Annotated in this window: 22 protein-coding genes; 17 read left to right on the top strand and 5 right to left on the bottom strand. The window is 67.7% G+C overall.

From position 1 onward, the window contains the following. Nucleotides 1-191 precede the first annotated feature (191 nt). The 10 genes from ACI766_RS17630 (at nucleotide 192) to ACI766_RS17585 (ending at nucleotide 12,242) form a co-directional block, all read left to right on the top strand. Nucleotides 192-1,058, top strand: coding sequence for an IclR family transcriptional regulator (locus ACI766_RS17630; RefSeq protein ID WP_003097851.1), 867 nt, complete (start codon nucleotides 192-194; stop codon nucleotides 1,056-1,058). Between the two features lie 54 nt (nucleotides 1,059-1,112). Further along, nucleotides 1,113-2,267 (top strand): acyl-CoA dehydrogenase family protein, encoded by a 1,155-nt coding sequence (locus tag ACI766_RS17625; RefSeq protein ID WP_003097850.1) that lies wholly within the window; start codon nucleotides 1,113-1,115, stop codon nucleotides 2,265-2,267. A gap of 187 nt (nucleotides 2,268-2,454) precedes the next feature. Then, nucleotides 2,455-2,544 carry a K(+)-transporting ATPase subunit F gene (locus ACI766_RS17620; protein ID WP_003097848.1) on the top strand — a complete coding sequence of 30 codons (90 nt, stop codon included), beginning with the start codon at nucleotides 2,455-2,457 and terminating at the stop codon, nucleotides 2,542-2,544. Nucleotides 2,545-2,554: 10 nt separating this feature from the next. Further along, entirely contained in the window at nucleotides 2,555-4,249 is a 1,695-nt protein-coding gene (gene kdpA, locus ACI766_RS17615; RefSeq protein WP_023087596.1) for a potassium-transporting ATPase subunit KdpA, read from the top strand. 11 nt (nucleotides 4,250-4,260) lie between these two features. Beyond that, nucleotides 4,261-6,333 (top strand): potassium-transporting ATPase subunit KdpB, encoded by a 2,073-nt coding sequence (gene kdpB, locus ACI766_RS17610; RefSeq protein ID WP_003097844.1) that lies wholly within the window; start codon nucleotides 4,261-4,263, stop codon nucleotides 6,331-6,333. Nucleotides 6,334-6,386: 53 nt separating this feature from the next. Next, a complete protein-coding gene (gene kdpC / locus ACI766_RS17605) occupies nucleotides 6,387-6,938 on the top strand; it encodes a potassium-transporting ATPase subunit KdpC (RefSeq protein WP_003087529.1) in 552 nt (183 codons plus the stop codon). Nucleotides 6,939-7,045: 107 nt separating this feature from the next. After that, nucleotides 7,046-9,703, top strand: coding sequence for a sensor histidine kinase (locus tag ACI766_RS17600; RefSeq protein ID WP_014603072.1), 2,658 nt, complete (start codon nucleotides 7,046-7,048; stop codon nucleotides 9,701-9,703). A 100-nt stretch (nucleotides 9,704-9,803) separates the two neighbouring features. Next, nucleotides 9,804-10,496 carry a response regulator gene (locus ACI766_RS17595; protein ID WP_003114598.1) on the top strand — a complete coding sequence of 231 codons (693 nt, stop codon included), beginning with the start codon at nucleotides 9,804-9,806 and terminating at the stop codon, nucleotides 10,494-10,496. 121 nt (nucleotides 10,497-10,617) lie between these two features. Beyond that, the gene (gene glsB, locus ACI766_RS17590; protein WP_003087537.1) at nucleotides 10,618-11,526 is read left to right on the top strand and encodes a glutaminase B; all 909 of its coding nucleotides are present in this window, start codon (nucleotides 10,618-10,620) and stop codon (nucleotides 11,524-11,526) included. Nucleotides 11,527-11,636: 110 nt separating this feature from the next. Next, nucleotides 11,637-12,242, top strand: a complete 606-nt coding sequence (locus tag ACI766_RS17585) for a DUF4893 domain-containing protein (RefSeq protein ID WP_003097837.1) — start codon at nucleotides 11,637-11,639, stop codon at nucleotides 12,240-12,242. A 3-nt stretch (nucleotides 12,243-12,245) separates the two neighbouring features. Here the strand turns inward: ACI766_RS17585 and ACI766_RS17580 are convergent, their stop codons facing one another. Beyond that, nucleotides 12,246-13,283 carry a patatin-like phospholipase family protein gene (locus ACI766_RS17580; protein ID WP_003087542.1) on the bottom strand — a complete coding sequence of 346 codons (1,038 nt, stop codon included), beginning with the start codon at nucleotides 13,281-13,283 and terminating at the stop codon, nucleotides 12,246-12,248. A gap of 114 nt (nucleotides 13,284-13,397) precedes the next feature. Here ACI766_RS17580 and ACI766_RS17575 point away from each other — a divergent pair, with 114 nt between their 5' ends. The 3 genes from ACI766_RS17575 (at nucleotide 13,398) to mnmH (ending at nucleotide 15,903) form a co-directional block, all read left to right on the top strand. After that, nucleotides 13,398-13,676, top strand: a complete 279-nt coding sequence (locus ACI766_RS17575) for a hypothetical protein (protein ID WP_003097836.1) — start codon at nucleotides 13,398-13,400, stop codon at nucleotides 13,674-13,676. Nucleotides 13,677-13,759: 83 nt separating this feature from the next. Then, nucleotides 13,760-14,794, top strand: a complete 1,035-nt coding sequence (selD, locus tag ACI766_RS17570) for a selenide, water dikinase SelD (RefSeq protein WP_003087546.1) — start codon at nucleotides 13,760-13,762, stop codon at nucleotides 14,792-14,794. Beyond that, on the top strand, nucleotides 14,794-15,903 hold the full coding sequence (gene mnmH, locus ACI766_RS17565; RefSeq protein WP_003087548.1) for a tRNA 2-selenouridine(34) synthase MnmH: 1,110 nt from the start codon (nucleotides 14,794-14,796) through the stop codon (nucleotides 15,901-15,903). Before selD ends, mnmH begins: the two co-directional genes overlap by 1 nt. On the opposite strand, the gene ACI766_RS17560 is transcribed toward mnmH, so the two are convergent. Continuing rightward, on the bottom strand, nucleotides 15,882-16,229 hold the full coding sequence (locus tag ACI766_RS17560) for a GFA family protein (RefSeq protein ID WP_003087550.1): 348 nt from the start codon (nucleotides 16,227-16,229) through the stop codon (nucleotides 15,882-15,884). The genes mnmH and ACI766_RS17560 overlap by 22 nt on opposite strands. A 137-nt stretch (nucleotides 16,230-16,366) precedes the next feature. Here ACI766_RS17560 and ACI766_RS17555 point away from each other — a divergent pair, with 137 nt between their 5' ends. Then, complete coding sequence (locus ACI766_RS17555) at nucleotides 16,367-16,975, top strand: flavin reductase family protein (RefSeq protein ID WP_003097831.1); 609 nt, start codon at nucleotides 16,367-16,369, stop codon at nucleotides 16,973-16,975. Nucleotides 16,976-16,981: 6 nt separating this feature from the next. Here ACI766_RS17555 and ACI766_RS17550 read toward each other — a convergent pair whose 3' ends face one another. Beyond that, the gene (locus ACI766_RS17550; RefSeq protein WP_003117744.1) at nucleotides 16,982-17,389 is read right to left on the bottom strand and encodes a DUF5086 domain-containing protein; all 408 of its coding nucleotides are present in this window, start codon (nucleotides 17,387-17,389) and stop codon (nucleotides 16,982-16,984) included. Between the two features lie 201 nt (nucleotides 17,390-17,590). On the opposite strand from ACI766_RS17550, the gene ACI766_RS17545 reads away from it, so the two are divergent. Continuing rightward, nucleotides 17,591-19,549, top strand: coding sequence for a methyl-accepting chemotaxis protein (locus tag ACI766_RS17545; RefSeq protein ID WP_003114601.1), 1,959 nt, complete (start codon nucleotides 17,591-17,593; stop codon nucleotides 19,547-19,549). Here ACI766_RS17545 and ACI766_RS17540 read toward each other — a convergent pair. After that, nucleotides 19,530-21,251 (bottom strand): SulP family inorganic anion transporter, encoded by a 1,722-nt coding sequence (locus ACI766_RS17540; protein WP_023087595.1) that lies wholly within the window; start codon nucleotides 21,249-21,251, stop codon nucleotides 19,530-19,532. The genes ACI766_RS17545 and ACI766_RS17540 overlap by 20 nt on opposite strands. Nucleotides 21,252-21,393: 142 nt before the next feature. Beyond that, the gene (locus ACI766_RS17535) at nucleotides 21,394-22,398 is read right to left on the bottom strand and encodes an NADP-dependent oxidoreductase (protein ID WP_003097826.1); all 1,005 of its coding nucleotides are present in this window, start codon (nucleotides 22,396-22,398) and stop codon (nucleotides 21,394-21,396) included. A 250-nt stretch (nucleotides 22,399-22,648) separates the two neighbouring features. Between ACI766_RS17535 and ACI766_RS17530 the strand changes: the two genes are divergently transcribed. Together ACI766_RS17530 and ACI766_RS17525 are read left to right on the top strand one after the other, a co-directional pair. After that, nucleotides 22,649-23,410, top strand: coding sequence for an SDR family oxidoreductase (locus ACI766_RS17530; RefSeq protein WP_003117742.1), 762 nt, complete (start codon nucleotides 22,649-22,651; stop codon nucleotides 23,408-23,410). Between the two features lie 158 nt (nucleotides 23,411-23,568). Further along, a complete protein-coding gene (locus tag ACI766_RS17525) occupies nucleotides 23,569-24,462 on the top strand; it encodes a bile acid:sodium symporter family protein (RefSeq protein ID WP_003087569.1) in 894 nt (297 codons plus the stop codon). The last annotated feature ends 6 nt before the right edge of the window (nucleotides 24,463-24,468 follow it).

The following is a 24,468-nucleotide window of genomic DNA, read 5'->3' as shown; positions in this document are numbered from 1 at the left end:
TTATCGAAAATAATCAGCGCCAGCCGTGGCGTTGTAAATACTCGCGTCGGATTTCGGACGATCTACTTATACAATTTACTGTTTTAAAAGGATTTTATTTTCGTTGTTGAAAGTGCATGGGTTCTTCTATTAGTTTCGCTATGCGAAATATGATTTTGTTTTATTGATTTTTTGAAAAAGAGGTCCCTACTATGCGCGGCAACGACGAGCGCCGGAGTCCGGCGGAAGGTGCCAGTACGGAAGCGGAAGTGTCCGCCTTCGAAGCTGTGCTGATCGACCCGATGCAGGAGAAAGACGAGGAACTCAAGGACCGCCAGTTCGTCACCGCGCTGGCCCGCGGGTTGGAATTGCTGCGCTGTTTCACGCCACGGGAAAGCCTGCTGGGCAACCAGGAACTGGCGAAGAAGACCGGCCTGCCGAAGCCGACGGTGTCGCGTCTGACCCACACCCTGACCCGGCTGGGCTATCTGCGTCACCTGCCGCATAGCGGCAAGTATCAATTGGAAGTGGGGGTGATGTCGTTCGGCTACGCGATGCTCTCGAACCTGTCGATTCGCGCGCTCGCCCGCCCGTTGATGGAAGAGATGGCCGGCTACGCCAAGGCCGCGGTGGCCATGGCGGCCCGCGACCGGCTGAGCATGGTCTACCTCGATGTGGTGCATGGCGAGGCCAACCTGACCATGCGTCGCCAGGTCGGCAGCCACCTCTCGCTGCACCGCAGCGCGATCGGCCGGGCCTGCCTGGCGGCGATGCCGGAGGACGAGCGGGAATTCATCCTCGGGCACATCCGCAAGCGCCACCCGGAAGACTGGCCGGAAGTGCGCAAGGGGCTGGAGCGGGCCTTCCGCGACTATGCCGACTACGGCTTCTGCCTGTCGCTCGGCGAGTGGCAACGCGACGTCAACGCGGTGGGCGTGGCCTTGCACCATGAGAGCCATGGGCTGCTGGCGTTCAATTGCGGCGGGCCGAGTTTCCATCTCAAGCGCGAGAAACTGGAGGACGACATCGGCCCGCGCCTGCTGCACATGGTCCACAACATCGAGGCCGCCACCCGCTGACCGAGGCCGGTGACGGAATCATGGCAACCGGCCTAGTGGCCTATTGGAGTGAGCATGATTCGTGATCCGGAAACCCTGAACCTGCTGCTGGACAGCATCCGCCAGTTCGTCCGCGAAAGCCTGGTGCCTCATGAGCAGGAAGTGGCGGAAACCGACCGCATCCCCGAGGCGATCATCGCCCGCATGCGCGAGATGGGCCTGTTCGGCCTGTCGATCCCGGAGGCCTACGGCGGCCTCGGGGTGACCATGGAGGAAGAGGTGAGCATCGCCTTCGAGCTGGGGCGGACCTCGCCGGCGTTCCGTTCGCTGCTGGGCACCAACAACGGCATCGGCTCCCAGGGCATCGTCATCGACGGCACCGAAGAACAGAAGCGGCGCTACCTGCCGCGCCTGGCGTCGGGCGAACTGCTCAGTTCGTTCTGCCTCACCGAACCGGACTCCGGTTCCGACGCCGCCTCGCTGAAGACCACGGCGGTGCGTGACGGCGAGCACTACGTGCTCAACGGTACCAAGCGCTTCATCACCAACGCCCCGCAGGCCGGCATCTACACCGTGATGGCGCGCACCGACCCGGCGATCCGTGGCGCCGGCGGAATCTCCGCTTTCGTCGTCGAGCGCGGTACGCCCGGGCTGTCCCTGGGCAAGCCGGATCGCAAGATGGGACAGAAGGGCGCGCATACCTGTGACGTGATCTTCGACGACTGCCGGGTGCCTGCCAGTCAGTTGATCGGCGGGGTCGAGGGCGTCGGCTTCAAGACCGCGATGAAGGTGCTCGACAAGGGCCGCCTGCACATCGCCGCAGTCTGTGTGGGGGTCGCCGAGCGGATGCTCGAGGATGCGTTGCGCTATGCCCTGGAGCGCAAGCAGTTCGGCCAGCCGATCGCCGAGTTCCAGTTGATCCAGGCGATGCTTGCCGACAGCAAGGCCGAAGCCTACGCGGCGCGCTGCATGGTCATCGACGCCGCGCGGCAGCGCGACGAAGGCCGCGATGTCGGTACCGAGGCGTCCTGCGCCAAGCTGTTCGCCTCGGAAATGTGCGGCCGCGTCGCCGACCGCGCGGTGCAGATATTCGGCGGCGCCGGCTATATCGGCGACTACGGGATCGAGCGCTTCTATCGCGACGTGCGGCTGTTCCGCATCTACGAGGGCACCACGCAGATCCAGCAACTGCTGATCGCCCGCAACATGATCCGCGCCGCCCAGGGCTAGCGTCGATCCTTCGCCTTGTCACCGGCCGTGGCGCAGTCCCCGGCCGGTTGCTGTCCCAGGCGCTGTCCGCGCCACTCTTTACGCTTTCTTTATGCCGTCCGACACGGCCCTGAATCGCTTCTTTACGCCCCCTTTGCGGAGACTTTCCCTCAAGCGGCAGAGGCCGCTCGAAGGAGAGATCGCACACATGACCGTTCTGGATTGGTTGTCCCTGGCCCTGGCCACGGGACTGTTCGTCTATTTGCTGGTGGCGCTGCTACGCGCCGACCGTGCCTAGGGGAGGGCACATGAACAGCCACGAGATTCTCTTGATCCTGGCCTTTTTCGCCCTGGTCCTGGTGCCTGCACCGTTCCTCGGGCGCTACTGCTTCAAGGTGATGGAAGGCCAACGCAATCTCCTCAGCGCGCCGCTGGCGCCACTGGAGCGCGTCTGCTATCGCCTGTTCGGCGTCGATCCGGCGAGCGAGCAGGACTGGAAGACCTACACCCTGGCGCTGCTGGCATTCAACCTGGCCGGCCTGGTCCTGCTGTTCTCGATCCTCATGCTGCAGGGCAGCCTGCCGCTGAACCCGCAGCACCTGCCGGGCCTGGAATGGACACTGGCGTTCAACACCGCGGTCAGTTTCGTCACCAACACCAACTGGCAGGCCTACAGCGGCGAGGCCTCGCTGAGCTACTTCAGCCAGATGGTCGGCCTCACGGTGCAGAACTTCGTCAGCGCGGCGGTCGGCCTCTGCGTGCTGGTGGCCCTGGCGCGCGGCATCAGCCGCCGCTCCACACGACAGCTGGGCAACTTCTGGGTCGACCTGACCCGCGGCACCCTCTACGTGCTGCTGCCGCTGTGCCTGCTGCTGGCGTTGCTGCTGGTCTGGCAGGGCGTGCCGCAGACTTTCTTCGACTATGTCCATACCACCACCTTGCAAGGCGCCGAGCAGACCATCCCGCTCGGCCCGGCGGCCAGCCAGATCGCCATCAAGCAGCTGGGCACCAATGGCGGCGGCTTCTTCGGCGTCAACTCGACCCATCCGTTCGAGAACCCGAGCGCCTGGAGCAACCTGTTCGAAGTGGCCTCGATCATCCTGATCCCGGCGGCGCTGGTATTCACCTTCGGCCATTACGTGAAGGACCTGCGCCAGAGCCGCGCGATCCTCGGCTGCATGCTGCTGCTGTTCTGCCTCGGCCTGGGCCTGTCGCTGTGGGCCGAATACCAGCCGAACCCGGCGCTGGCGCAGTTGCCGATCGAGCAGGGCGCGCCGATGGAGGGCAAGGAGAGTCGCTTCGGCACCGCCGCCAGCATGCTCTGGGCGATCACCACCACCGCCGCCTCGAACGGCTCGGTGAACGCCATGCACGACAGCCTGAGCCCCCTGGGTGGCATGCTGCCGCTGCTGAACATGATGCTCGGCGAGGTGATCTTCGGCGGCGTCGGCGCCGGCCTCTACGGCATGCTGCTGTTCGTCCTGATCGCGGTGTTCCTCGCCGGCCTGATGGTCGGGCGGACGCCGGAGTACCTGGGCAAGAAACTCGAGGCGAAGGAGGTCCGCCTGCTGGTCTTCACCCTGCTGGTGATGCCTGTCGGCGTGCTGGTGCTCGGCGCCATCGCCGCCAGCCTGCCGGGGCCGGCCTCGGCGGTGACCAATCCCGGCCCGCACGGCTTCAGCCAACTGCTCTACGCCTACACCTCGGGGAGCGCCAACAACGGCTCGGCGTTTGCCGGTTTCGGTGCCAACACGCCGTTCCACAACCTGATGATCGGCCTGGCCATGCTCATCGGCCGCTTCGGCTACATCCTGCCGATCCTCGCCATCGCCGGCAGCCTGGCGGCGAAGAAGGCCAGCCCGGTGGGGCCGAACAGTTTCCCGACCCATGGTCCGCTGTTCGTCAGCCTGCTCACCGTGACCATCCTGCTGGTCGGCGGCCTGACTTTCCTGCCGACCCTGGCCCTCGGCCCGATCGCTGAACAACTGAGCCTCGGCTTCTGAAGGAATCGTACATGAACGCTCAGACCCAGGCGTCCAAGAACGCCTTGCACAAATCGCTCGAACGTCGCCACAACGCGTCCACCAGCCTCGCCGCCTTGTGGCGGCCGGCGCTGCTGCAAGCCTTCGTCAAGCTCGACCCGCGCCAGTTGCTGCGCTCGCCGGTGATGCTGGTGGTCGAACTGACCGCCGTGCTCACCACCTTGCTGTGCTTCGTCCCCGACCAGGCGGTGCCGACCTCGGTGGCGCTGCAGATCGCCCTCTGGCTGTGGTTCACCGTGCTCTTCGCCAATTTCGCCGAAGCGCTCGCCGAGGGGCGTGGCAAGGCCCGCGCGGACAGTCTCAAGGCCGGCAGCCAGGGCCTCTCCGCCAATAAGCGGCGCGCCGACGGCAGTTTCGAGAGCGTCGTTGCCAGCAGCCTGCGCAAGGGCGATGTGGTACGGGTCCAGGCCGGCGAGATGATTCCCGGCGACGGCGAAGTCATCGAAGGGGTGGCGGCGGTCAACGAGGCCGCCATCACCGGCGAATCGGCGCCGGTGATCCGCGAGTCCGGCGGCGATCGCTCGGCGGTGACCGGCAACACCCAGGTGGTGTCCGACTGGCTGCTGGTACGGATCGGCGCCAACCCGGGCGAGTCGACCCTGGACCGGATGATCGCCCTGGTGGAAGGCGCCAAGCGGCAGAAGACCCCCAACGAAGTGGCGCTGGACATCCTGCTGATCGGCCTGACCCTGATCTTCCTGCTGGTAGTGGTGACCCTCAAGCCGTTCGCCCTGTTCGCCGGCGGCAACCTGCCGCTGGTGTTCCTGGTGGCGCTGCTGGTGACGCTGATCCCGACCACCATCGGCGGCCTGCTCTCGGCCATCGGCATCGCCGGCATGGACCGCCTGGTGCGCCTGAACGTGATCGCCAAGTCCGGTCGCGCGGTGGAGGCGGCCGGCGACGTCCACGTGCTGCTGCTCGACAAGACCGGCACCATCACCTTCGGCAACCGCCGCTGCAGCGCGCTGTACGCCGCGCCGGGGGTGAGCGGCAAGGAACTGGCCGAGGGCGCGTTGCTGGCCTCGCTGGCCGACGACACCCCGGAAGGCAAGTCGATCGTCGAATACCTGCGCATCCTGCATCCGATCGAGGAGCCGCGCCGCGAGGAGCTGACGCCGATCGCCTTCAGCGCGGAAACCCGCCTGTCCGGGGTCGACTGGAACGGCCAGGTGTACCGCAAGGGGGCGGTGGATGCGGCGCTGCGCTTCATCGACCTGCCGCGGGAGAAGATGCCCGAGGTGCTTTCGCGGGAGGTGGACAAGATCGCCCAGAGCGGCGGCACCCCGCTGCTGGTGGTAGCCAACGGCCGGCTGCTCGGCGCCATTCACCTGAAGGACGTGGTCAAGCCGGGCATTCGCGAGCGCTTCGCCGAACTGCGCCGGCTGGGCATCCGCACCGTGATGGTGACCGGCGACAACCCGCTGACCGCCGCTGCCATCGCCGCCGAGGCTGGGGTCGACGACGTGATCGCCGAGGCTACCCCGGAGAAGAAACTGGCGCGGATTCGCCAGGAGCAGGGCGAAGGTCGCCTGGTGGCGATGTGCGGCGACGGTGCCAACGACGCCCCGGCGCTGGCCCAGGCCGACGTCGGCATGGCCATGAACGACGGCACCCAGGCCGCCCGCGAGGCGGCCAACCTGGTCGACCTGGACAGCGACCCGACCAAGCTGCTCGACGTGGTCCAGGTGGGCAAGGAGTTGCTGGTCACCCGCGGCGCGCTGACCACCTTTTCCATCGCCAACGACGTGGCCAAGTACTTCGCCATCCTGCCGGCGCTGTTCGTCGGCATCTACCCGCAGCTCGACGTGCTCAACGTGATGCGCCTGCAAAGCCCGCAGAGCGCGATCCTGTCGGCCATCGTGTTCAACGCGCTGATCATCGTCGCGTTGATCCCACTGGCCTTGCGCGGCGTGCGGGTTCAGGCGGCGGACGCTTCGCAACTGCTGCAGCGCAACCTGCTGATCTATGGCGTCGGCGGCCTGGTGGCGCCGTTCCTCGGGATCAAGGCGATCGACCTGCTGCTGACCGCCGTCGGCCTGGCATGAACAACGGCCCTCGCCGTCGGGCGAGGGCCTGGGACTGAAGAGAGGATCTGCACATGTTCAAGCAACTCCGTCCGGCACTGGCGTCACTGCTGGTGCTGAGCCTGGTCACCGGCGTGGCCTATCCGCTGCTGGTCACCGGTATCGCCCAACTGGCGTTCCCCGAGCAGGCCAATGGCAGCCTGCTGCGCGACGCCGAGGGCAAGGTGCTCGGCTCGCGGCTGATCGCGCAGAAGTTCGACGGCGAGGAGTGGTTCCATTCGCGGCCTTCGGCGGGCGACTACGCCACCGTTTCCAGTGCCGCGAGCAACCTGGCGCCGAGCAACCCGGCACTGGCCGAGCGCATCGCCAGGGACGCCGCCCAGGAGCGTATCGCCGACCAGGGGCCGGTGCCGCTGGCGCTGGTCACTACCTCCGGTAGCGGACTCGATCCGCAGCTGCCGCCGCAGGCCGCGCGTTACCAGGCGCTGCGGGTGGCCACGGCGCGCGGGCTGCCGCTGCGGCTGGTGGAAGACCTGGTGGAAAGCCACACCGAGCGGCCGCTGGTGGGGCCGGCGGTGGTCAACGTGCTGGCGCTGAACATGGCGCTGGCGGGGTTGAAGCGCTAGGTTTCCCCAGAGACCCACGCAAGGGCTTGCAATATCGCCGCATCGGCGGATGATCGCCGGCGATCGTCCGCCCTGCGCGGCGCAGAGCAACGGAGTACGACCGATCCATGACCGACACCGCACGCGCCGACGCGCTGCTGGCCGACCTGCCCGCTGACGGGCGCGGCCGCCTGAAAGTCTTTCTCGGCGCGGCGCCGGGGGTGGGCAAGACCTTCGCCATGCTGCAGGCCGCCCAGGCCCAGTTGCGCCAGGGCGTGAAACTGCGCGCCGGGGTGGTCGAGACCCACTCGCGGGCGGAAACCGAGTCCCTCCTCGCAGGCGTGCCGCAGCAGCCGCTGCGCAGCCTCGAGTATCGAGGGATGAAACTGCAGGAAATGGACCTCGACGGTCTCCTTGCCGACCCGCCGGCGCTGGCCCTGGTCGACGAACTGGCCCACAGCAACGTTCCCGGCAGCCGCCACGCCAAGCGCTGGCAGGACATCCAGGAGTTGCTGGCGGCGGGAATCGACGTCTACACAACGGTCAACGTCCAGCACCTGGAGAGCCTCAACGACCAGGTCCGCGACATCACCGGCGTGCAGGTCCGCGAGACGGTGCCGGACTGGGTGTTGCAGGAGGCCTACGAGATCGTCCTCATCGACCTGCCGCCGCGCGAGCTGCTGGAGCGCCTGCGCGAGGGCAAGGTCTACGTGCCGGAACAGGCGCGGGCGGCGATCGATGCGTTCTTCTCGCAGACCAACCTCACCGCGCTGCGTGAACTGGCGATGCAGACCGCCGCCGCGCGGGTCGACGCCGACCTCAACCACCGCTACCGCCAGCGCGGCGAGGAAGCGCCGGCGTTGCGCGGGCGGCTGCTGGTGGGCATCGACGGTGACGAACAGGCCGAACGCCTGGTGCGCCACGCCTGCCGGGTCGCCGAACGTCGGCACCTGCCCTGGAGCGTGGTACACGTCGATACCGGCGGCTTGCGCGGCGAGCAGGCGCGGATGCGCCTGCAGGGTGCGCAGCAACTGGCCGAGCGGCTCGGCGGCGAGATCGTCGTGCTGCGCGCCGGCGAGGTGGCGCGGACCCTCCTGCAACATGCCCGCGAGCGCCGCGCCAGCCTGGTCCTGGTTGGCCAGTCGCGGCGCCGCTGGTACCGCCGGGCCTTCGGCGGTGGTCTCGCCGGGCGTCTGCTGCGTGACGGCCAGGGCCTGGAGATCAGTGCCCTGGACAGCGAGGCCGACCTGCGCCCGGCGGAACCGCGGCCACGCTATCCGGTGGTGTGGAACGACTATCTGCTGGCGCTGCTGGCGACCGCCCTGGCCAGCGGCCTGGCCTGGATCGTGGCGCACCTGCTGGAGCTGCCGAACATCTCCCTGGTGTTCCTGATGGCGGTGCTGCTGGTGGCAGTGCGCAGCAGCCTGATGCCGGCACTGCTGTGCGCGGTGGCGTCGTTCCTGGCCTATGACTTCCTGTTCATCCCGCCGCATTTTTCCTTCGCCATCCATCGCCACGAAGACCTGCTGAGCCTGGCGTTCTTCCTGTTCATGGCCGGCCTCACCGGCAACCTGGCGGCACGCCAGCGGCGCCAGCTGGAGGCGCTGCGCGATACCCAGGAGGAAACCAGCCTGCTGCTGGAGCTGTCGCGCAAGCTCACCGCCGCCACCGACCGCCAGGCGGTGCTGGCCGCCGCCGCCCAGCAGTTCGACGACTGGAAGGACGTCGAGGTCTGCCTGCTCGGTCAGGTCAATGGCGAGTGGAAGACCGGGGCCGGCGTGCAGCGGCAACTCGCCGACCAGGAACGGGTCGCCGCGGACTGGGCCTGGGCCCACGACCAGCCGGCCGGCCTCGGTACTGGCACGCTGCCCGGAGGACGCTGGTGGTGGTGGCCGCTGTCGGCGGAAGAGGGACCGCTGGCACTGCTCGGTGTCGCGCCGCTGGACGGCCAGCCGCTGAGCCCGCAGCGCCGGCGCCTGCTCGCCGCCCTCGGCCAGCCTCTGGCCCAGGCCCTGGCGCGGGCTCGCCTGGCCGAGGACCTGGAGGCCGCGCGCCTGCACGGCGAGACCGAGCAACTGCGCAGCGCCTTGCTCGCCTCGGTGTCCCACGACCTGCGCACGCCGCTGACGGCCATGCGCGGCTCCATCGACAGCCTGCTGGCGCTGGGCGAGGCGATCCCGCCGGCGGATCGTCGCGAACTGCTGGAAAGCACCCGCGACGAGGCCGAGCGACTGGACCGCTATATCCAGAACCTGCTCGACATGACCCGTCTCGGCCACGGTGGCCTGAAGCTGGCGCGCGACTGGGTGGCGCCGGGCGACATCGTCGGCAGCGCGCTGAACCGCCTGCGCGCGGTGCTGGCGCCGTACCGGGTACAGGCGATCGTGGCCAACGACCTGCCGTTGCTCTACGTGCATGCGGCGCTGATCGAGCAGGCGCTGATCAACGTGCTGGAAAATGCCGCGCGCTTCTCGCCGAACCACGGCCGGTTGCGCATCGAGGTCAGCCAGGATGCCGCCGAGCTGCGTTTCGCGGTGAGCGACGAGGGGCCGGGGATTCCCGAGGCCGAGCGGGAGAAGATCTTCGACATGTTCTACACCGCTGCCCGTGGCGACCGCGGTGGCCAGGGCACCGGCCTGGGCCTGGCGATCTGCCAGGGCATGATCGGCGCCCACGGCGGGCGTATCAGCGTCGGCGAAGGCCTCGACGGTCGCGGCACCACGCTGGTCCTGCACCTGCCGCTGCATCCGCAGCCGGACCTCGGGCAACTGGAGGGCGACGAATGAGCCCGGCGCACTTGCCTGGCGCCTGCGCTCGCGCTATTCCTGCCGTTTCCGCGACGCCGCCGCTGGCCTGTCGCCGTGTTCACCTGCCGTGCCGAGTGCCATGACCCAATTGCAGAACAGCATCCTGCTGATCGACGACGAACCGCAGATCCGCAAGTTCCTCCGTATCAGCCTCAATGCCCAGGGCTACCGGGTGCTCGAGGCCGGCACCGGCGAAGAGGGGCTGGCCCAGGCCGCGCTGAACCGACCGGACCTGGTGGTGCTCGACCTCGGCCTGCCTGACCGCGACGGCCAGGACATCCTTCGCGACCTGCGCGAATGGTCGCAGGTGCCGGTGCTGGTGCTGTCGGTGCGCGCCAGCGAGGGCGAGAAGGTACTGGCCCTGGACGGCGGCGCCAACGACTACGTGACCAAGCCGTTCGGCATCCAGGAGTTCCTCGCCCGCGTGCGCGTCCTGCTGCGCCAGGCGGCGCAGGGCGAAAGCCCGGAGGCGTCGGTGGCGGTCGGCCCGTTGCAGGTGGACTTCGCCTATCGCCGAGTCACCCTGGAGGGTGCGGAAGTGGCGCTGACGCGCAAGGAGTATGCAGTGCTCGCCGCGCTGGCACGCCATCTCGGACGGGTAGTGACCCAGCAGCAACTGCTCAAGGATATCTGGGGTCCGACCCATGTCGAAGACACCCATTACCTGCGGGTCGTGGTCGGCCACCTGCGCCAGAAGCTCGGCGACGATCCGGCCAGCCCGCGCTTCCTGGTGACCGAGGCGGGTGTCGGTTATCGCCTGCGCGACAGCTGACGCGCAGCGCAATTCTGCGCGAGGGGCATGCCTCCCGTGCGTTCATCGCCTATGATGCCGCGCATTCGCGCTGGCCCGGATGCGCCCGGGTCGGTGCCCCGGTGTCACCACGAAGGTCATCATGCAGCAACTGTTGAACGAGATTCTCGATGAAGTCCGCCCGCTGATCGGGCGCGGCAAGGTCGCCGACTACATCCCCGCGCTCGCCGGCGTCGAGCCGAACCAGCTGGGGATCGCCGTGTACAGCCGCGACGGCGAGCTGTTCCATGCCGGCGACGCCCTGCGGCCGTTTTCCATCCAGAGCATTTCCAAGGTGTTCAGCCTGGTCCAGGCGATCCAGCATTCCGGCGAGGACATCTGGCAACGCCTTGGCCACGAGCCCTCCGGCCAGCCTTTCAACTCCCTGGTGCAGCTGGAGTTCGAGCGCGGCAAGCCGCGCAACCCGTTCATCAATGCCGGCGCCCTGGTGATCTGCGACATCAACCAGTCGCGTTTCGCCGCGCCGGCGCAATCGATGCGCGATTTCGTCCGGCGCCTGTGCGGCAACCCGGAAGTGGTGTCGGACTCGGTGGTGGCGCGCTCGGAGTACCAGCACCGCTCGCGCAACGCGGCGGCGGCCTACCTGATGAAATCGTTCGGTAACTTCCACAACGACGTCGAGGCGGTGCTGCTCAGCTATTTCCATCATTGCGCGCTGCGCATGAGCTGCGTCGACCTGGCGCGGGCGTTCTGCTTCCTCGCCGACAAGGGCTTCTGCAAGCACAGCGGCGAGCAGGTACTCAACGAGCGGCAGACCAAGCAGGTCAACGCGATCATGGCCACCAGCGGGCTCTACGACGAGGCCGGCAACTTTGCCTATCGGGTCGGCCTGCCGGGCAAGAGCGGTGTCGGCGGCGGCATCATCGCGGTAGTGCCGGGGCGCTTCACGGTCTGTGTCTGGTCGCCGGAACTGAACGCCGCGGGCAATTCGCTGGCGGGTATCGCCGCGCTGGAGAAACTCAGCGAGCGGATCGGCTGGTCGATCTTCTGAAACCGCCGCCCGTCGTGGCGGCGCTCGAATTCCCGGCGCCGCTGCGCTATGTTCTGCGGCTACCGCTTGCCGGCGCCGGATGCGCCGGTCCACTCGCCAGGAAGGTCGCCATGTCCCGTCCGATCCCCGTTTCCCGTGTCTTCGCCTGCCTCACCGTTCTCGCCGCCTGCGCGCATGCCGGCGCCGCCGAACCGGACTGGCGTGGCTACACCAGCGAACAGCAGCAGCGCAGCGTGCTGGCCGTCGAGCAGGACGCCGAGGCCATCAACAAGCGCTACTACGACAGTGCCTTCGAGGAATTCCTGCCGGAACTGGAGCAACTGGAACTCAGCCTGGCGCAGCCCGTCGTCGCCGTCGACGAGAAAGGCCTGCTGGGCGACTGGAAGTGCCGCTCGACCCAGGCCGACCAGTACGGCATCTATCGCTATCCGAACTTCCAGTGCCGCATCCGGCGTACCGACCGCGGCCTGTTCCTGGAGAAGACCAGCGGTTCGCAGCGGGTCAGCGGCTACCTGTTCCGCGAAGGCACGCAGCGCTACGTGTTCCTCGGCGGCGCCACGGTCAACGACGAGCCCCAGGTGGCCTTCAGTGGCCTGGCCCACGGCGCGCCGGCTGAGTCCGACGTGGTCGCGCTGCTGCGCCCGCACGCCGGTGGCTTCCTCCTGCTGTTCCCGGAACGGCGCGGCGGCTACGAGGTCCTCGAGTTCAGCCGCTGAGGCTCAGGCGTTGTCTTCCTCGTAGCGGTCCAGGGTGTCGCTGGCGATCTGCCGGCCGAGGGCGATCAATTCCGGCGCCTTGTAGAACTCGAAGAAGCGGCAGACCCGCTTCGGCACGTTGATCAGGATGTCCGGCGGGTAGCCGGCGATCTTGTACTGCGCCAGCGAGGTCTGCATCACCTCGAAGCTCTGGTTGACCAGTTCCAGCAGCGATGCCGGACCGCTGCTTTCCACCACCGTGGTGCCGCTGGCCGACTTCGGCGAGTCCTTGCCTTGCGGCGCCGCGGCCGGCTGTTGCAGTTGCGGCTCGGCGGGCTCCTCGGATTCCGCCGGAACCGGATGGAGCAGGGCGTCGGCGCTCAGCTCCGGCGGGGTATTGTCGTCGCCGTGGCGGCGGAAGAACGAGAGTTTGTGGCCGAGGCTCTCGATCATGCTGTCGAAGCGCCCCTTGAGCGCGGCCGGACGCTCGATCACCGGCAGGTGGTACTGCTTCTGGTTGGTGGCGTTGAGATTGACCGCGATGATCAGGTCGCTGTGGGCCGACACCACCGGCACGATCGGCAACGGGTTGAGCAGGCCGCCGTCGACCAGCATGCGGCTGCCCTGCATGACCGGTGTGAACAGGCTGGGGATTGCCGCCGAGGCGCGCATGGCCTGGTGCAGGCAGCCTTCCTGGAACCAGATTTCCTGCTGGTTGGTGAGGTCGGTGGCAACCGCCGTGTAGGGAATCGACAGGTCCTCGATGTTTACCTCGCCGAGGATCTCGTGGATCTTGCCGAACACCCGCTCGCCGCGGATCGCGCCGAGGCGGAAGCTGACGTCGAGCAGGCGCAGCACGTCGAGGTAATCCAGGCTTTCCACCCACTCGCGGTACTCGCGCAGCTTGCCGGCGGCGTAGATGCCGCCGATCACCGAGCCCATGGAACAACCGGCGATGCAGGTGATCTCATAGCCGCGTGCCTCGAGTTCCTCGATCACGCCGATGTGCGCGTAGCCGCGCGCACCGCCGGAGCCCAATACCAGGGCGACCTGTTTGCTCATCTGCAACCCCTTGCCAATACTGCGTGACGAAGCGAAAACGATACGCGTGTCGCCCGGCCGCCGCCAAGTGCGTCGCGGCGATGCGCGGCCCTTTCCCTGTCCGGAGATCGTTCGATGAAAACCTGGATCGTTCTGCCCGTCCTTGCCCTGACCCTGGCCGGCTGCGCCGGCAAGACCGCCTACCGGGAGAACTGCGCCGACCAGCTGGACGCGGCCTGGAAGGAACTCGACCTGGCCAAGGCCGAAGGCTTCGCCGGCACCGTCAGCTACTCGAAGGCCCTGACCCTGCTCACCGGGGCCAAGACCCAGCAGCAGTTCGAGGCCTACGAGGGCTGCACCAGCAAGGCCGAGAAGGCGCGCTTCTATATCCGCGAGTCGCGCGCCGGGCGCTGAGCCGGGCGCGGCGATCGGTCCTCTGGCGGCGGCGCCGGCTTTGCTAGAATGGGCACTTTTCCGACATCCACGGGAGTACACCGATGAGCGAGGCGATCCGCCTGACCCAGTACAGCCACGGCGCCGGCTGCGGCTGCAAGATTTCGCCCAAGGTACTGGAGGTGATCCTCGCCGGCAGCGGCGCGCAGAACCTCGATCCGAAGCTCTGGGTCGGCAACGCCTCGCGCGACGACGCGGCTGTCTACGCCCTCGACGAGGAGCGCGGGGTGGTCTCCACCACCGATTTCTTCATGCCGATCGTCGACGACCCCTTCGATTTCGGCCGTATCGCCGCGACCAACGCCATCAGCGATATCTACGCCATGGGCGGCGACCCGCTGATGGCCATCGCCATCCTCGGCTGGCCGGTCAACGTGCTGGCCGCGGAAGTCGCCCGCGAGGTGATCGCCGGCGGCCGCAAGGTCTGCGAGGAAGCCGGCATCCCGCTGGCCGGCGGACACTCCATCGACGCCCCCGAGCCGATCTTCGGCCTGGCCGTGACCGGCGTGGTGGAGAAGCGCTTCATGAAACGCAACGACACCGCCGAGGCCGGCTGCAGGCTGTACCTGACCAAGCCGCTGGGCATCGGCATCCTCACCACCGCCGAGAAGAAGGCCAGGCTGCGCGCCGAGGACGTCGGCGTGGCGCGTGACTGGATGTGCACCCTGAACAGGCCCGGCGCGCGCTTCGGCCGGTTGGCGGGGGTCAAGGCGATGACCGACGTCACCGGTTTCGGCCTGCTCGGCCACCTGGTGGAAATGGCCGACGGCAGCAAGCTCACCGCACGCGTGGAGTACGCCGCGGTACCGCGCCTGGCCAGTGCCGAATATTACCTGGAGCAGGGCTGCGTGCCTGGCGGCACCCTGCGCAACTTCGACAGCTATGGCGAGCGCATCGCGCCACTGCCGGAAGTGCAGAAGCTGTTGCTTTGCGATCCGCAGACCAGCGGCGGCCTGCTGGTGGCGGTGGCTCCGGAAGGCGAGGCGGAGTTCCTCGCCGTGGCGGCGGAACTCGGCCTGCAACTGGCGCCGATCGGCGAGCTGGTCGAGCGACAGAGTCTCGCGGTACAGGTGCTGTAATGCGCGACAACACCCAGCACTACCGCGAACTGTTTCTCGACGATATCCCCCTGATGGATGTGCGCGCCCCGGTGGAGTACCACAAGGGCGCCTTTCCCAACACTGTCAACCGGCCGCTGATGAACGACATCGAGCGGCAGAAGGTCGGCACCAGCTACAAGCAGCACGGCCAGCAGGCCGCCATCGCCCTTGGCCACGAACTGGTCTGCGGGGCGCTCAAGGCCGAACGGCTGGCGGCCTGGAAAGCCTTCGCCGAAGCCAACCCGAACGGCTACCTGTATTGCTTCCGCGGCGGCCTGCGCTCGCAGATCGTCCAGCAGTGGCTGAAGCAGGACGCCGGCATCGACTACCCACGGGTGATCGGCGGCTACAAGGCGTTGCGCAACTTCCTTTTCGAAACCACCCGCGCGGCGGTCGACGAGTGCGATTTCGTGCTGGTCGGCGGCCTTACTGGTTGCGGCAAGACCGAGGTGATCGCGGCGCTGGACAACAGCCTCGATCTCGAAGGCCACGCCAACCATCGCGGCTCCAGCTTTGGCCGGCGAGCCACGCCGCAGCCGGCGCAGATCGACTTCGAGAACCGCCTGGCCATCGACATCCTGAAGAAGCGTCATCGTGGCGTCGGCCAGTTCGTCCTCGAGGACGAGGGGCGGATCGTCGGCAGCTGCTCCTTGCCGCTGGAGCTGTACCAGGGTATGCAGGGCTACCCGCTGGTCTGGCTGGAGGATGCCTTCGAGCAGCGTGTCGAGCGTATCCTCAGGGACTACGTGATCGATCTGCGCAGCGAGTTCGAGCGCGTGGTGGGCGTGGAGGAGGGCTTCGCCGCCTTCTCCGCCTACCTGCAGAAGAGCCTCGCCGGCATCGTCAAGCGCCTCGGCGGCGAGCGCTACCAGCGGCTGGCGGCGATCCTCGTGCAGGCGCTGGAAGAGCAGGGCCGCGACGGCTCGGTGGATACCCATCGCGGCTGGATCGAGGGGCTGCTCAAGGAGTACTACGACCCGATGTACGCCTTCCAGCGGCAGAGCAAGGAAGACCGCGTCGAGTTCCGCGGCAACCAGGCCGAGGTGATCGGCTACCTGCGCCAGCGTCAGGCGTTGCGGCCATCGTAGTGCTGTACCGGGAGCGCGCTGGCGTCGATGTCCTCCAGGCAGCGCGCGTTGACCGCGGCCATCGCCTGGCCGTCCGGACCTATGCCTTCGCTGAACGGCGCGCAGCCGCAGGTGGGGCAGAAGTGATGCTGCAGGCGGTGGGTGTTGAAGGTGTAGGTGTGCATCGCGCTGGCCGGCGTCTTCAGCGCCAGACGGTCGCGCGGGACGAACCACAGCAGCCAGCCGCGCCGGCTGCACAGTGAACAGTTGCACTGGATCACCTGGTCGAGGTCGCCTTCGACTTCGTAGGCGATGGTTCCGCAGTGGCAGCTTCCTCGATAGTTCATGGCAGGGCTCCTGGGTGAGGGTAGGGCAAGTCTAGCCGCTGCCTCCAGGTGGCGCAGGGCTGCGGCGCAGACGGTCGCGAGAGCTGCGGGGCTGCGGCATAATCGGCGTCCCCTCCGTCGATTTCCGCGAGACCGCCATGCAACTGGACTTCACCACCATCGCTCCCGCCGAGGCCTATCGCTGGTTGGCTTCCACCGTCACCCCGCGACCGATTGCCTGGGTCTCGACCCTGTCCGCCGAGGGCGCCAGCAACCTGGCCCCGTTCAGCTTCTTCCAGGTGATCAGCGACGAGCCGCCGACCCTGATGGTCAACGTCAGCCTGCGCGACGACGGCAGCCTCAAGGACACCCTGCGCAACGTCCAGGCCACCGGGCAGTTGGTGATCCACCTGGTCGGCGCCGCCCAGGCCGAAACCATGAACGCCACCTCCGCCTGGCTGCCCCATGGTGTGAGCGAGATCGAGACGGTCGGCATCCCTACCGTGTCCAGCGTACGCGTGGCGCCGCCGCGGATCGCCGCGGCGGCGGTGGCCTTCGAGTGCGAGGTGGCGGAGATCAAGCCGTATCCGGCGGAGAACCCCAATTGCCACCTGATCTTCGCCCGCGTGCTGCTGGCCCATGTCGACGATGCCGTGCTGGCCGACGAGCGCCATGTGGATAGCGCCCGGCTCGACCTGGTCGGTCGCCTGGGCGGCAGCCACTACAGCCATACCCGCGACACGTTCAGCATGATCCGGCCCAGGTAGCCGGGCTCAGTCCGGCGCCCGCAGGCACTCGTCGACCGTGCGCCGGCACACCGGCGCCTGGCCCGCGGCCTGGCGTTCCTGCCACTGGCGATAGGCGAACTGGTAGCTTTCCGGATACACCCCGCCGCGCTTCAGCGGCGCCACGATACTCGCGCGCAGCGCCTGTTCGGTCAGCGCCAGGTGCGCGGCCAGGCGCTGGAACTGCCAGGGCTGCTGGCCCTGGCGGCGCTCCAGGACCTCGACGTGGTACAGGCCGTCGGCCGCCGCGCTCGACAGGTTGTGCACGATCAGCCAGCGCGACAGGCCCGGCGCCGCCGGCAACGACCAGAGCGGCTGCTCGATCGGGCCGCTCCAGTCGGCCAGGGTGGGGGCGCACAGACTCAGCGACAGCAACAGCGGCAATACGGGACGCATGGCAAGCTCCTTTTTCCATGGGGCGCCCAGTATGGCTCCGCGCTCGACCGACGTCAGCCCGGATATCCTGGAAACGACCTGCGCATATCTCTCCTGGCCATTATCGTGCCATTACCTTGCCCGGCCGCTCAGGTTCGGCGAAAAACGCGCGACACAGCGGGAAATGCGCACGCAGACGGCGCGTCACGGGGGAGGGGAGTCATGCTGGGGTTGCTGCGCAGGCGTCTGGCCGATCTCGGCACGGCGAAGAAACTGGCCATCGGTTTTACCCTGGTCCTGCTATTGACCGCGCTGGTGGCCGCGCTCGCGGTGCTCTCGCTGCATGCGCTGGGGCAGCGCTTCGCGCGCCTGCAGGAGATGAGCGCGATCAATCGCGACGTGCTGGAGGTTCGCCAGGCCGAGAAGGACTTTGCCCTGCACGGGGAAAAGAGCGACGCCGAGCGCTTGCGCCAGCGCCTGGCCGCGACCCTTGAACGGGTGGGCCGGCTCAAGGCCGACGGCGACGCCGATCAGGCGCTTGGCATGGCCGAGGTGGAGCAGGTGCTGGCGGCATACCTAGAAGCGTTCGGCCGCTTCGAGCAGTCCATCCAGGGACGCCAATTGGCTTGGGAAAGCGCCAGTTGGTCGCTGAACGGCGCCGCCAACAGCCTCGATATCCTCCAGTCCAGCCTGGCCGAGGATGGCGCCTATGCGCTGAAGGAGAGCCAGGGGCACGACGGCGAGCCGCTGTTGCAGCAGGCGGCCCAGGTCGCCCAGGTCAATCGCCTGGTCCTTCAGGGGCTGGACGAGGCCCGCTCGCGTCTCGAAGCGCGCGCCGCGGATGCGCAGGAGGGGCCGCCGAAATCGCTGCGCGAGGCGCTGGAGCTGGCAGCCCGGCTGGAGCAGGCGATCACCGACGATGCCTACGTGTCGGTGGTCAAGGACGTGCTGACCAATATCCGCGGTTTCGCCGACAAGCTCGCCGAGTACCGCGCCAGTCAGCTCCAGGAGCGGCAGATGTACGCCGCCATGGGCGAGCGCGCCGGGCAGGTGATGGCGCGTGTCGACCGTAGCTGGGAGGCGCAGCAGCAGGCCATGCTCCACAGCCTGCGGACAAACTCCCTGCTGATCGTCGGCGCCGCCGTGCTGGCGCTGCTGGTGGGCCTGGGCGCGGCCTTCGGCATCAGCCTGCTGATCGTCCGTCCGCTGCGCCAGGCGATGGGTGTGGCGCAGCGGATCGCCGAAGGCGACCTTGCGGTACGGGTCGACAGCGAGCGGCGCGACGAGGTTGGCCAACTGATGGCCGCGATGCGCGCCATGACCGGCAGCCTGCGCGGTATCGTCAGCCAGTTGCAGGACGGCGTCGGGCGGATTGCCGGCGCTTCCGAGGCGCTGTCCGGCGTTACCACGCGCACCCGCCTGGGAATCGACAGCCAGCGGGCGGAAACCGAACAGGTGGCCACGGCGATGAACCAGATGGCCGCCACCGTCCATGAAGTGGCGCACAACGCCGAGGAAGCCGCGGGGGCGGCGGAAAGCGCCGACGGCAAGGTCAGCGTCGGCCAGGAGGTGGTACGCCAGACCCTGGAGCGGATCGAGCGACTGGCCGAGGCGGTGCGCGCGGCCACCGCCAGCGTCGAGGCGCTGAGCGCCGACAGCCAGCGCATCGGCAGCGTGCTGGACGTGATCAAGAGCGTGGCCGAGCAGACCAACCTGCTGGCGCTGAACGCCGCCATCGAGGCGGCGCGGGCCGGCGACCAGGGTCGAGGCTTCGCCGTGGTCGCCGACGAGGTGCGGGCGCTGGCGCGGCGCACCCAACAGTCCACGGCCGAGATCGAGACCCTGATCGGTGCCTTGCAGAATGGCACGCAGCAGGCGGTGCAGCGTATGCAGCGCAGCCACCAGTTGGTGGACCAGAGCGTCGACGACGCGTTGCAGACCGAGGCGGCGCTGGGCAACATCGCCACGGCGGTGGCGCTGATCCAGCAGATGAACCAGCAGATCGCCGCGGCCTCCGAGCAGCAGAGCGCGGTCGCCGAGGAGATCAACCGCAGTGTCACGGCGATCCGCGAGGTGGCCGATCAGTCGGCCCAAGCCATGCAGTCGACGGCTTCGTCCAGCGAACAACTGGCGGAGCTGGGCCGCGAACTACAGGGCATGGTCAGGCATTTCCGCTTGTAGCCGCGGCCTGGGCGGCGAGTCTTTCCTGCTGGCGCAGCCAGTAGCGATAGGCACTGACCCCGGAGCGCACCGAGCTGAACACCAGCGGCGGCTTGATCTCGCCGAGCATGCTCGAGCGTTGCAGCAGGTCCAGCGTCTGCCCGGTCACCCGCGCCAGCGACAGGTGCACGCCCTGGGCCTTGAGGATCTGTTGCACCTCGTGGAGGGTGGCCAGGCCGCTGATGTCGAGGTTGGTCATGGCTTCGGCGTTGAGCAGCACCGCATTCGGCCGCTCGCTGCCGTCCACCACGGCAAGCACCCGCTGCTTGAAGTAGTCGGCGTTGAAGAACAGCAGGGGGGCGTCGAAGCGGTAGATCACCAGGCCGGGAAGAGTGGTGGCTTGCGGGTACTTGGCCAGCTCGACCTGGCCGTCGATGCCGTGCATCCAGCCGAGCACCGCGTCGCTCGGGCGATAGGTGTAGTAGAGCAGGCGCAGTACGGCGATGCTGACGGCGACGAAGATTCCCGGCAGCACGCCGACGCTGAGCACGCCGACGGTGGTCAGCAGGCAGAGGCTGAACTCGAAGCGGCTGAGCTTCCAGAAGCCCTTCAGCGCCTGCACGTCGATCAGGCCCCAGCCGGCCAGCAACAGGACCGCACCGAGCGCCGGCATCGGCACCCAGCCCAGGGGCTTGTTCAGCAGCAACAGGGTGGCGGCGATCACCAGCGCGGCGACCACGCCGACCAGTTGGGTCTTGCCGCCGACCATGTCGTTCACCGCGGTGCGTGAGTCGGCGCCGCTGATGGCGAAGCCCTGGGAGACCCCGGCGCCGATGTTGGCCAGGCCGAGGGCGACGAATTCGTGGTTGGCGTTGATGCTGTAGCCGTGACGGGCGCCGAAGCTGCGCGCGGTGAGCATGGCGCTGCAGAAGCTGACCACCGTGATGCCGGTGGCGTCGCGCAGCAGGCTTTTCAGTTCCTCCAGGCTGGTCTGCGGCCAGCTCAGTTGCGGCAGCCCGGCCGGTACCTCGCCAAGCAGTTCCACGCCGTAGCGATCCAGGCCCAGCAGCGCCGCGGCGAGGCTGGCCAGGAGGACGCCGCAGAGCGCCCCGGGCAACTGCGGGAAGCGCCGCGGCAGCAGCACCATCAGCAAGAGCGAGAGGCTGCCGAGGATCAGCGTCGGCCAATGGATGTGCAGCAGGTTCTCCAGCAGCGCGAGGATGCCGGCGACGAAGCCGCTGGTCGCCGCCTCGTAGCCGAACAGCTTGCCCAGTTGCCCGACCAGCAGGCTCAGGCCGATGCCGTTGAGGTAGCCGACCAGGATCGGTCGCGAGAGGAAGCTGGCGATGAACCCGGCGCGGGCCAGGCCGGCGACGATGGAGAACAGCCCGACCATGATCGCGACGATCATCGACAGGTCCACCAGGCGCTGCGGATCGCCCGCCGCCAGCGGGGTGATGGCGGCGGCGACCATCGCCGCGGTCGCCGCGTCGGGGCCTACCATCAACTGCCGCGAGCTGCCGATCAGGGCGTAGATCAGCATCGGCAGGATGCACGCATAGAGGCCTACCTGGGGCGGGAAGCCGGCGATCTGGGCGTAGGCGATGGCGGTGGGGATCTGGATCGCCGCTACCGACAGCCCGGCCTGGACATCCGGACGGAACCAGGCGCGGCGGTAGTGGAGCAGGCTATCGAGTCCGGGTACCCAGCGGGCGAGCGGCATGCGGCTGATTCCTTGCAGGCGCGGATGCCGCAGCTTAGCCCGAAGGACAGGCGGCAGGATTGCCGGGAATCATTATTTCTTCAGTGCACACGCTCTTCGAGGCGAGGCGCTATCCGCCGCTTCTTCGCGCCGGCGGCGGACCTCAGACCTTCAACACCAACTTGCCGAAGTTTTCCCCGCTGAACAGCTTGAGCAGCGTTTCGGGGAAGGTCTCCAGGCCTTCGACGATGTCCTCGCGCGATTGCAGCTTGCCTTCCGCCAGCCAGGTGGCCATCTCCTTCAGGCCTTCTGGGAAGCGCTGGGCATAGTCCATCACCACCATGCCTTCCATGCGCGCCCGATTGACCAGCAGCGACAGGTAGTTGGCCGGGCCGCGCACCGCTTCCTTGTTGTTGTACTGGCTGATCGCCCCGCAGAGGACGATGCGTGCCTTGAAGGCGATGCGGGTGAGCACTGTGTCGAGGATTTCGCCGCCGACGTTGTCGAAGAACACATCGATACCCTTCGGGCATTCGCGCTTGAGTCCGGCGGCGAGGTCTTCGTTCTTGTAGTCGATGGCGCCGTCGAAGCCCAGTTCTTCGACCAGGAAGCGACATTTCTCGGCGCCGCCGGCGATGCCTACCACCCGGCAGCCCTTGAGCCTGGCGATCTGCCCGGCAACGCTGCCCACCGCACCGGCGGCGCCGGAGATCACCACGGTCTCGCCGTTCTTCGGCTGGCCGACGTCGAGCAACGCGAAGTAGGCGGTCATGCCGGTCATGCCCAGCGCCGAGAGATAGCGTGGCAGCGGCGCGCGGGACGGGTCGACCTTGTAGAAACCCTTGGGCTCGCCGATGAAATAGTCCTGCACGCCGAGGGCGCCGTTGACGTAGTCGCCGGCCTGGAAGCCGGGGTGCTTCGAAACCAGCACCTTGCCGACGCCGAGCGCACGCATCACCTCGCCGATCCCCACCGGCGGGATGTAGGAGCGGGCGTCGTTCATCCAGCCGCGCATCGCCGGGTCCAGCGACAGGTACTCGTTCTTCACCAGGATCTGGCCCTCGGCCGGTTCGCCGAGCGGGGTTTCGACGAAACTGAAGGTGTCGCGGCCGGGCAGCCCGCTGGGACGCTGGGCCAACTGGTATTGCCGATTGATCTGGGAGGTCATGGCAGGGCACTCGAATGTCGGGAAACAGGCCCCTAGGGATAGCTGGCGCCGGCGCCGGCGGCAAGCGAAGGCGAGTGCGGAAATGACCGGTCATCTATGCCGATGATTCGCCGCCATCAGTCTTATCAGCGGGCTGGATGGCCCATCCTCCAGTCCCCTGATAGTGCTATGCCTTGCGCCGGCCCTGGCTAGACTGGCGCGGCCCGGTTCCGTCGCGGTTGGCGGAAGGCGATTTTCCGAGGAGCAGCAGATGAGCAAACTTCTTTCCGGCCAGGTCGCACTGGTCACTGGCGGTGCGGCGGGCATCGGCCGCGCTACCGCGCTGGCCTTCGCCGCCGCCGGGGTCAAGGTGGTGGTCGCCGACCTGGACAGCGCCGGCGGCGAGGGCACGGTCGAAGCGATCCGCCAGGCAGGTGGCGAAGCCGTCTTCATTCGCTGCGACGTCACCCGCGACGCCGAGGTCAAGGCGCTGGTAGAGGGTTGCGCGGCGGCCTACGGCCGTCTCGACTACGCCTTCAACAACGCCGGTATCGAGATCGAGCAGGGCAAGCTGGCCGACGGCAACGAAGCCGAGTTCGACGCCATCATGGCTGTCAACGTGAAGGGCGTCTGGTTGTGCATGAAGCACCAGATCCCGCTGATGCTGGCCCAGGGCGGCGGCGCGATCGTCAACACCGCCTCGGTCGCCGGGCTCGGCGCGGCGCCGAAGATGAGCATCTACGCTGCTTCCAAGCACGCGGTGATCGGCCTGACCAAATCGGCAGCGATCGAGTACGCGAAGAAGGGCATCCGCGTCAACGCCGTGTGTCCGGCGGTGATCGACACCGACATGTTCCGCCGCGCCTACGAGGCCGATCCGCGCAAGGCCGAGTTCGCCGCCGCGATGCATCCGCTGGGTCGGGTCGGACGGGTCGAGGAAATCGCCGCCGCGGTGCTCTACCTGTGCAGCGACAACGCGGGCTTCACCACCGGTATCGCCTTGCCGGTGGACGGCGGGGCGACGGCGATCTGAGCGGGCGGCGATACAATCGGGATGCCCCGGCGCGGGGCATTCGCATTCTGTTACAGGTCGGCGCGCGGTTTGGCGCGCCAGGCCACTGCCGGGGGACTAACCTGGGTCGAGAATCCGGGGCCTGAGCCCGTCTCCATCGCATCGGAGCAATAACAATAATGACCGCCGATCCCATCCTGACCCTGTTCCTCCCCATCGCCCTGGGCATCATCATGCTCGGTCTCGGACTGTCCCTGACCCCGGCCGACTTCCTCCGCGTGGTGCGCTACCCGAAGCCGGTGCTGGTCGGCCTGGTGTGCCAGATCGTCCTGCTGCCCATGGCCTGTTTCCTGATCGTCCAGGGCTTCGCCCTGGAGGCGGCCCTGGCGGTCGGCATGATGTTGCTGGCGGCCTCGCCCGGCGGCACCACCGCCAACCTCTACAGCCACCTGGCGCATGGCGACGTGGCACTGAACATCACCCTGACCGCGGTGAACTCGGTGATCGCCATCCTCACCATGCCGCTGATCGTCAATCTGTCGCTGCAATACTTCATGGGCGACGGGCAGGCGATTCCCCTGCAGTTCGGCAAGGTCATGCAGGTGTTCGTCATCGTCCTCGGCCCGGTGGCCATCGGCATGCTGGTGCGCAACCGCCTGCCGGCCGTGGCGGATCGGCTGCAGAAGCCGGTGAAGATCCTTTCCGCGCTGCTGTTGCTGGTGATCATCCTGCTGGCGCTGGCCAAGGACTGGCAGACCTTCGTCACCTACGCGCCGGTGGTCGGGCTGGCCGCGCTGGCCTTCAACCTGCTGAGCCTGGCGGTGGGCTACTGGGTACCGCGCCTGCTGCGCCTGCCGAAGGCCCAGGCGGTGGCCATCGGCATGGAGATCGGCATCCACAACGGCACCCTGGCGATCGCCCTGGCGCTGAGTCCGAGCCTGCTGAACAACAGCACCATGGCGATTCCGCCGGCGATCTACGGAGTGTTGATGTTCTTCACCGCGGCGGCCTTCGGCTGGTGGGTCAGCCGTGGCCACCAGGCCGCGCCGGCGCCCGTGACGGCGCCGGACTGAGGTCGG

It is taken from the genome of Pseudomonas sp. DL (genome assembly GCF_047199225.1).
Lineage (GTDB): Bacteria > Pseudomonadota > Gammaproteobacteria > Pseudomonadales > Pseudomonadaceae > Pseudomonas > Pseudomonas aeruginosa.
This window is presented reverse-complemented; position numbering and strand designations above follow the sequence as displayed.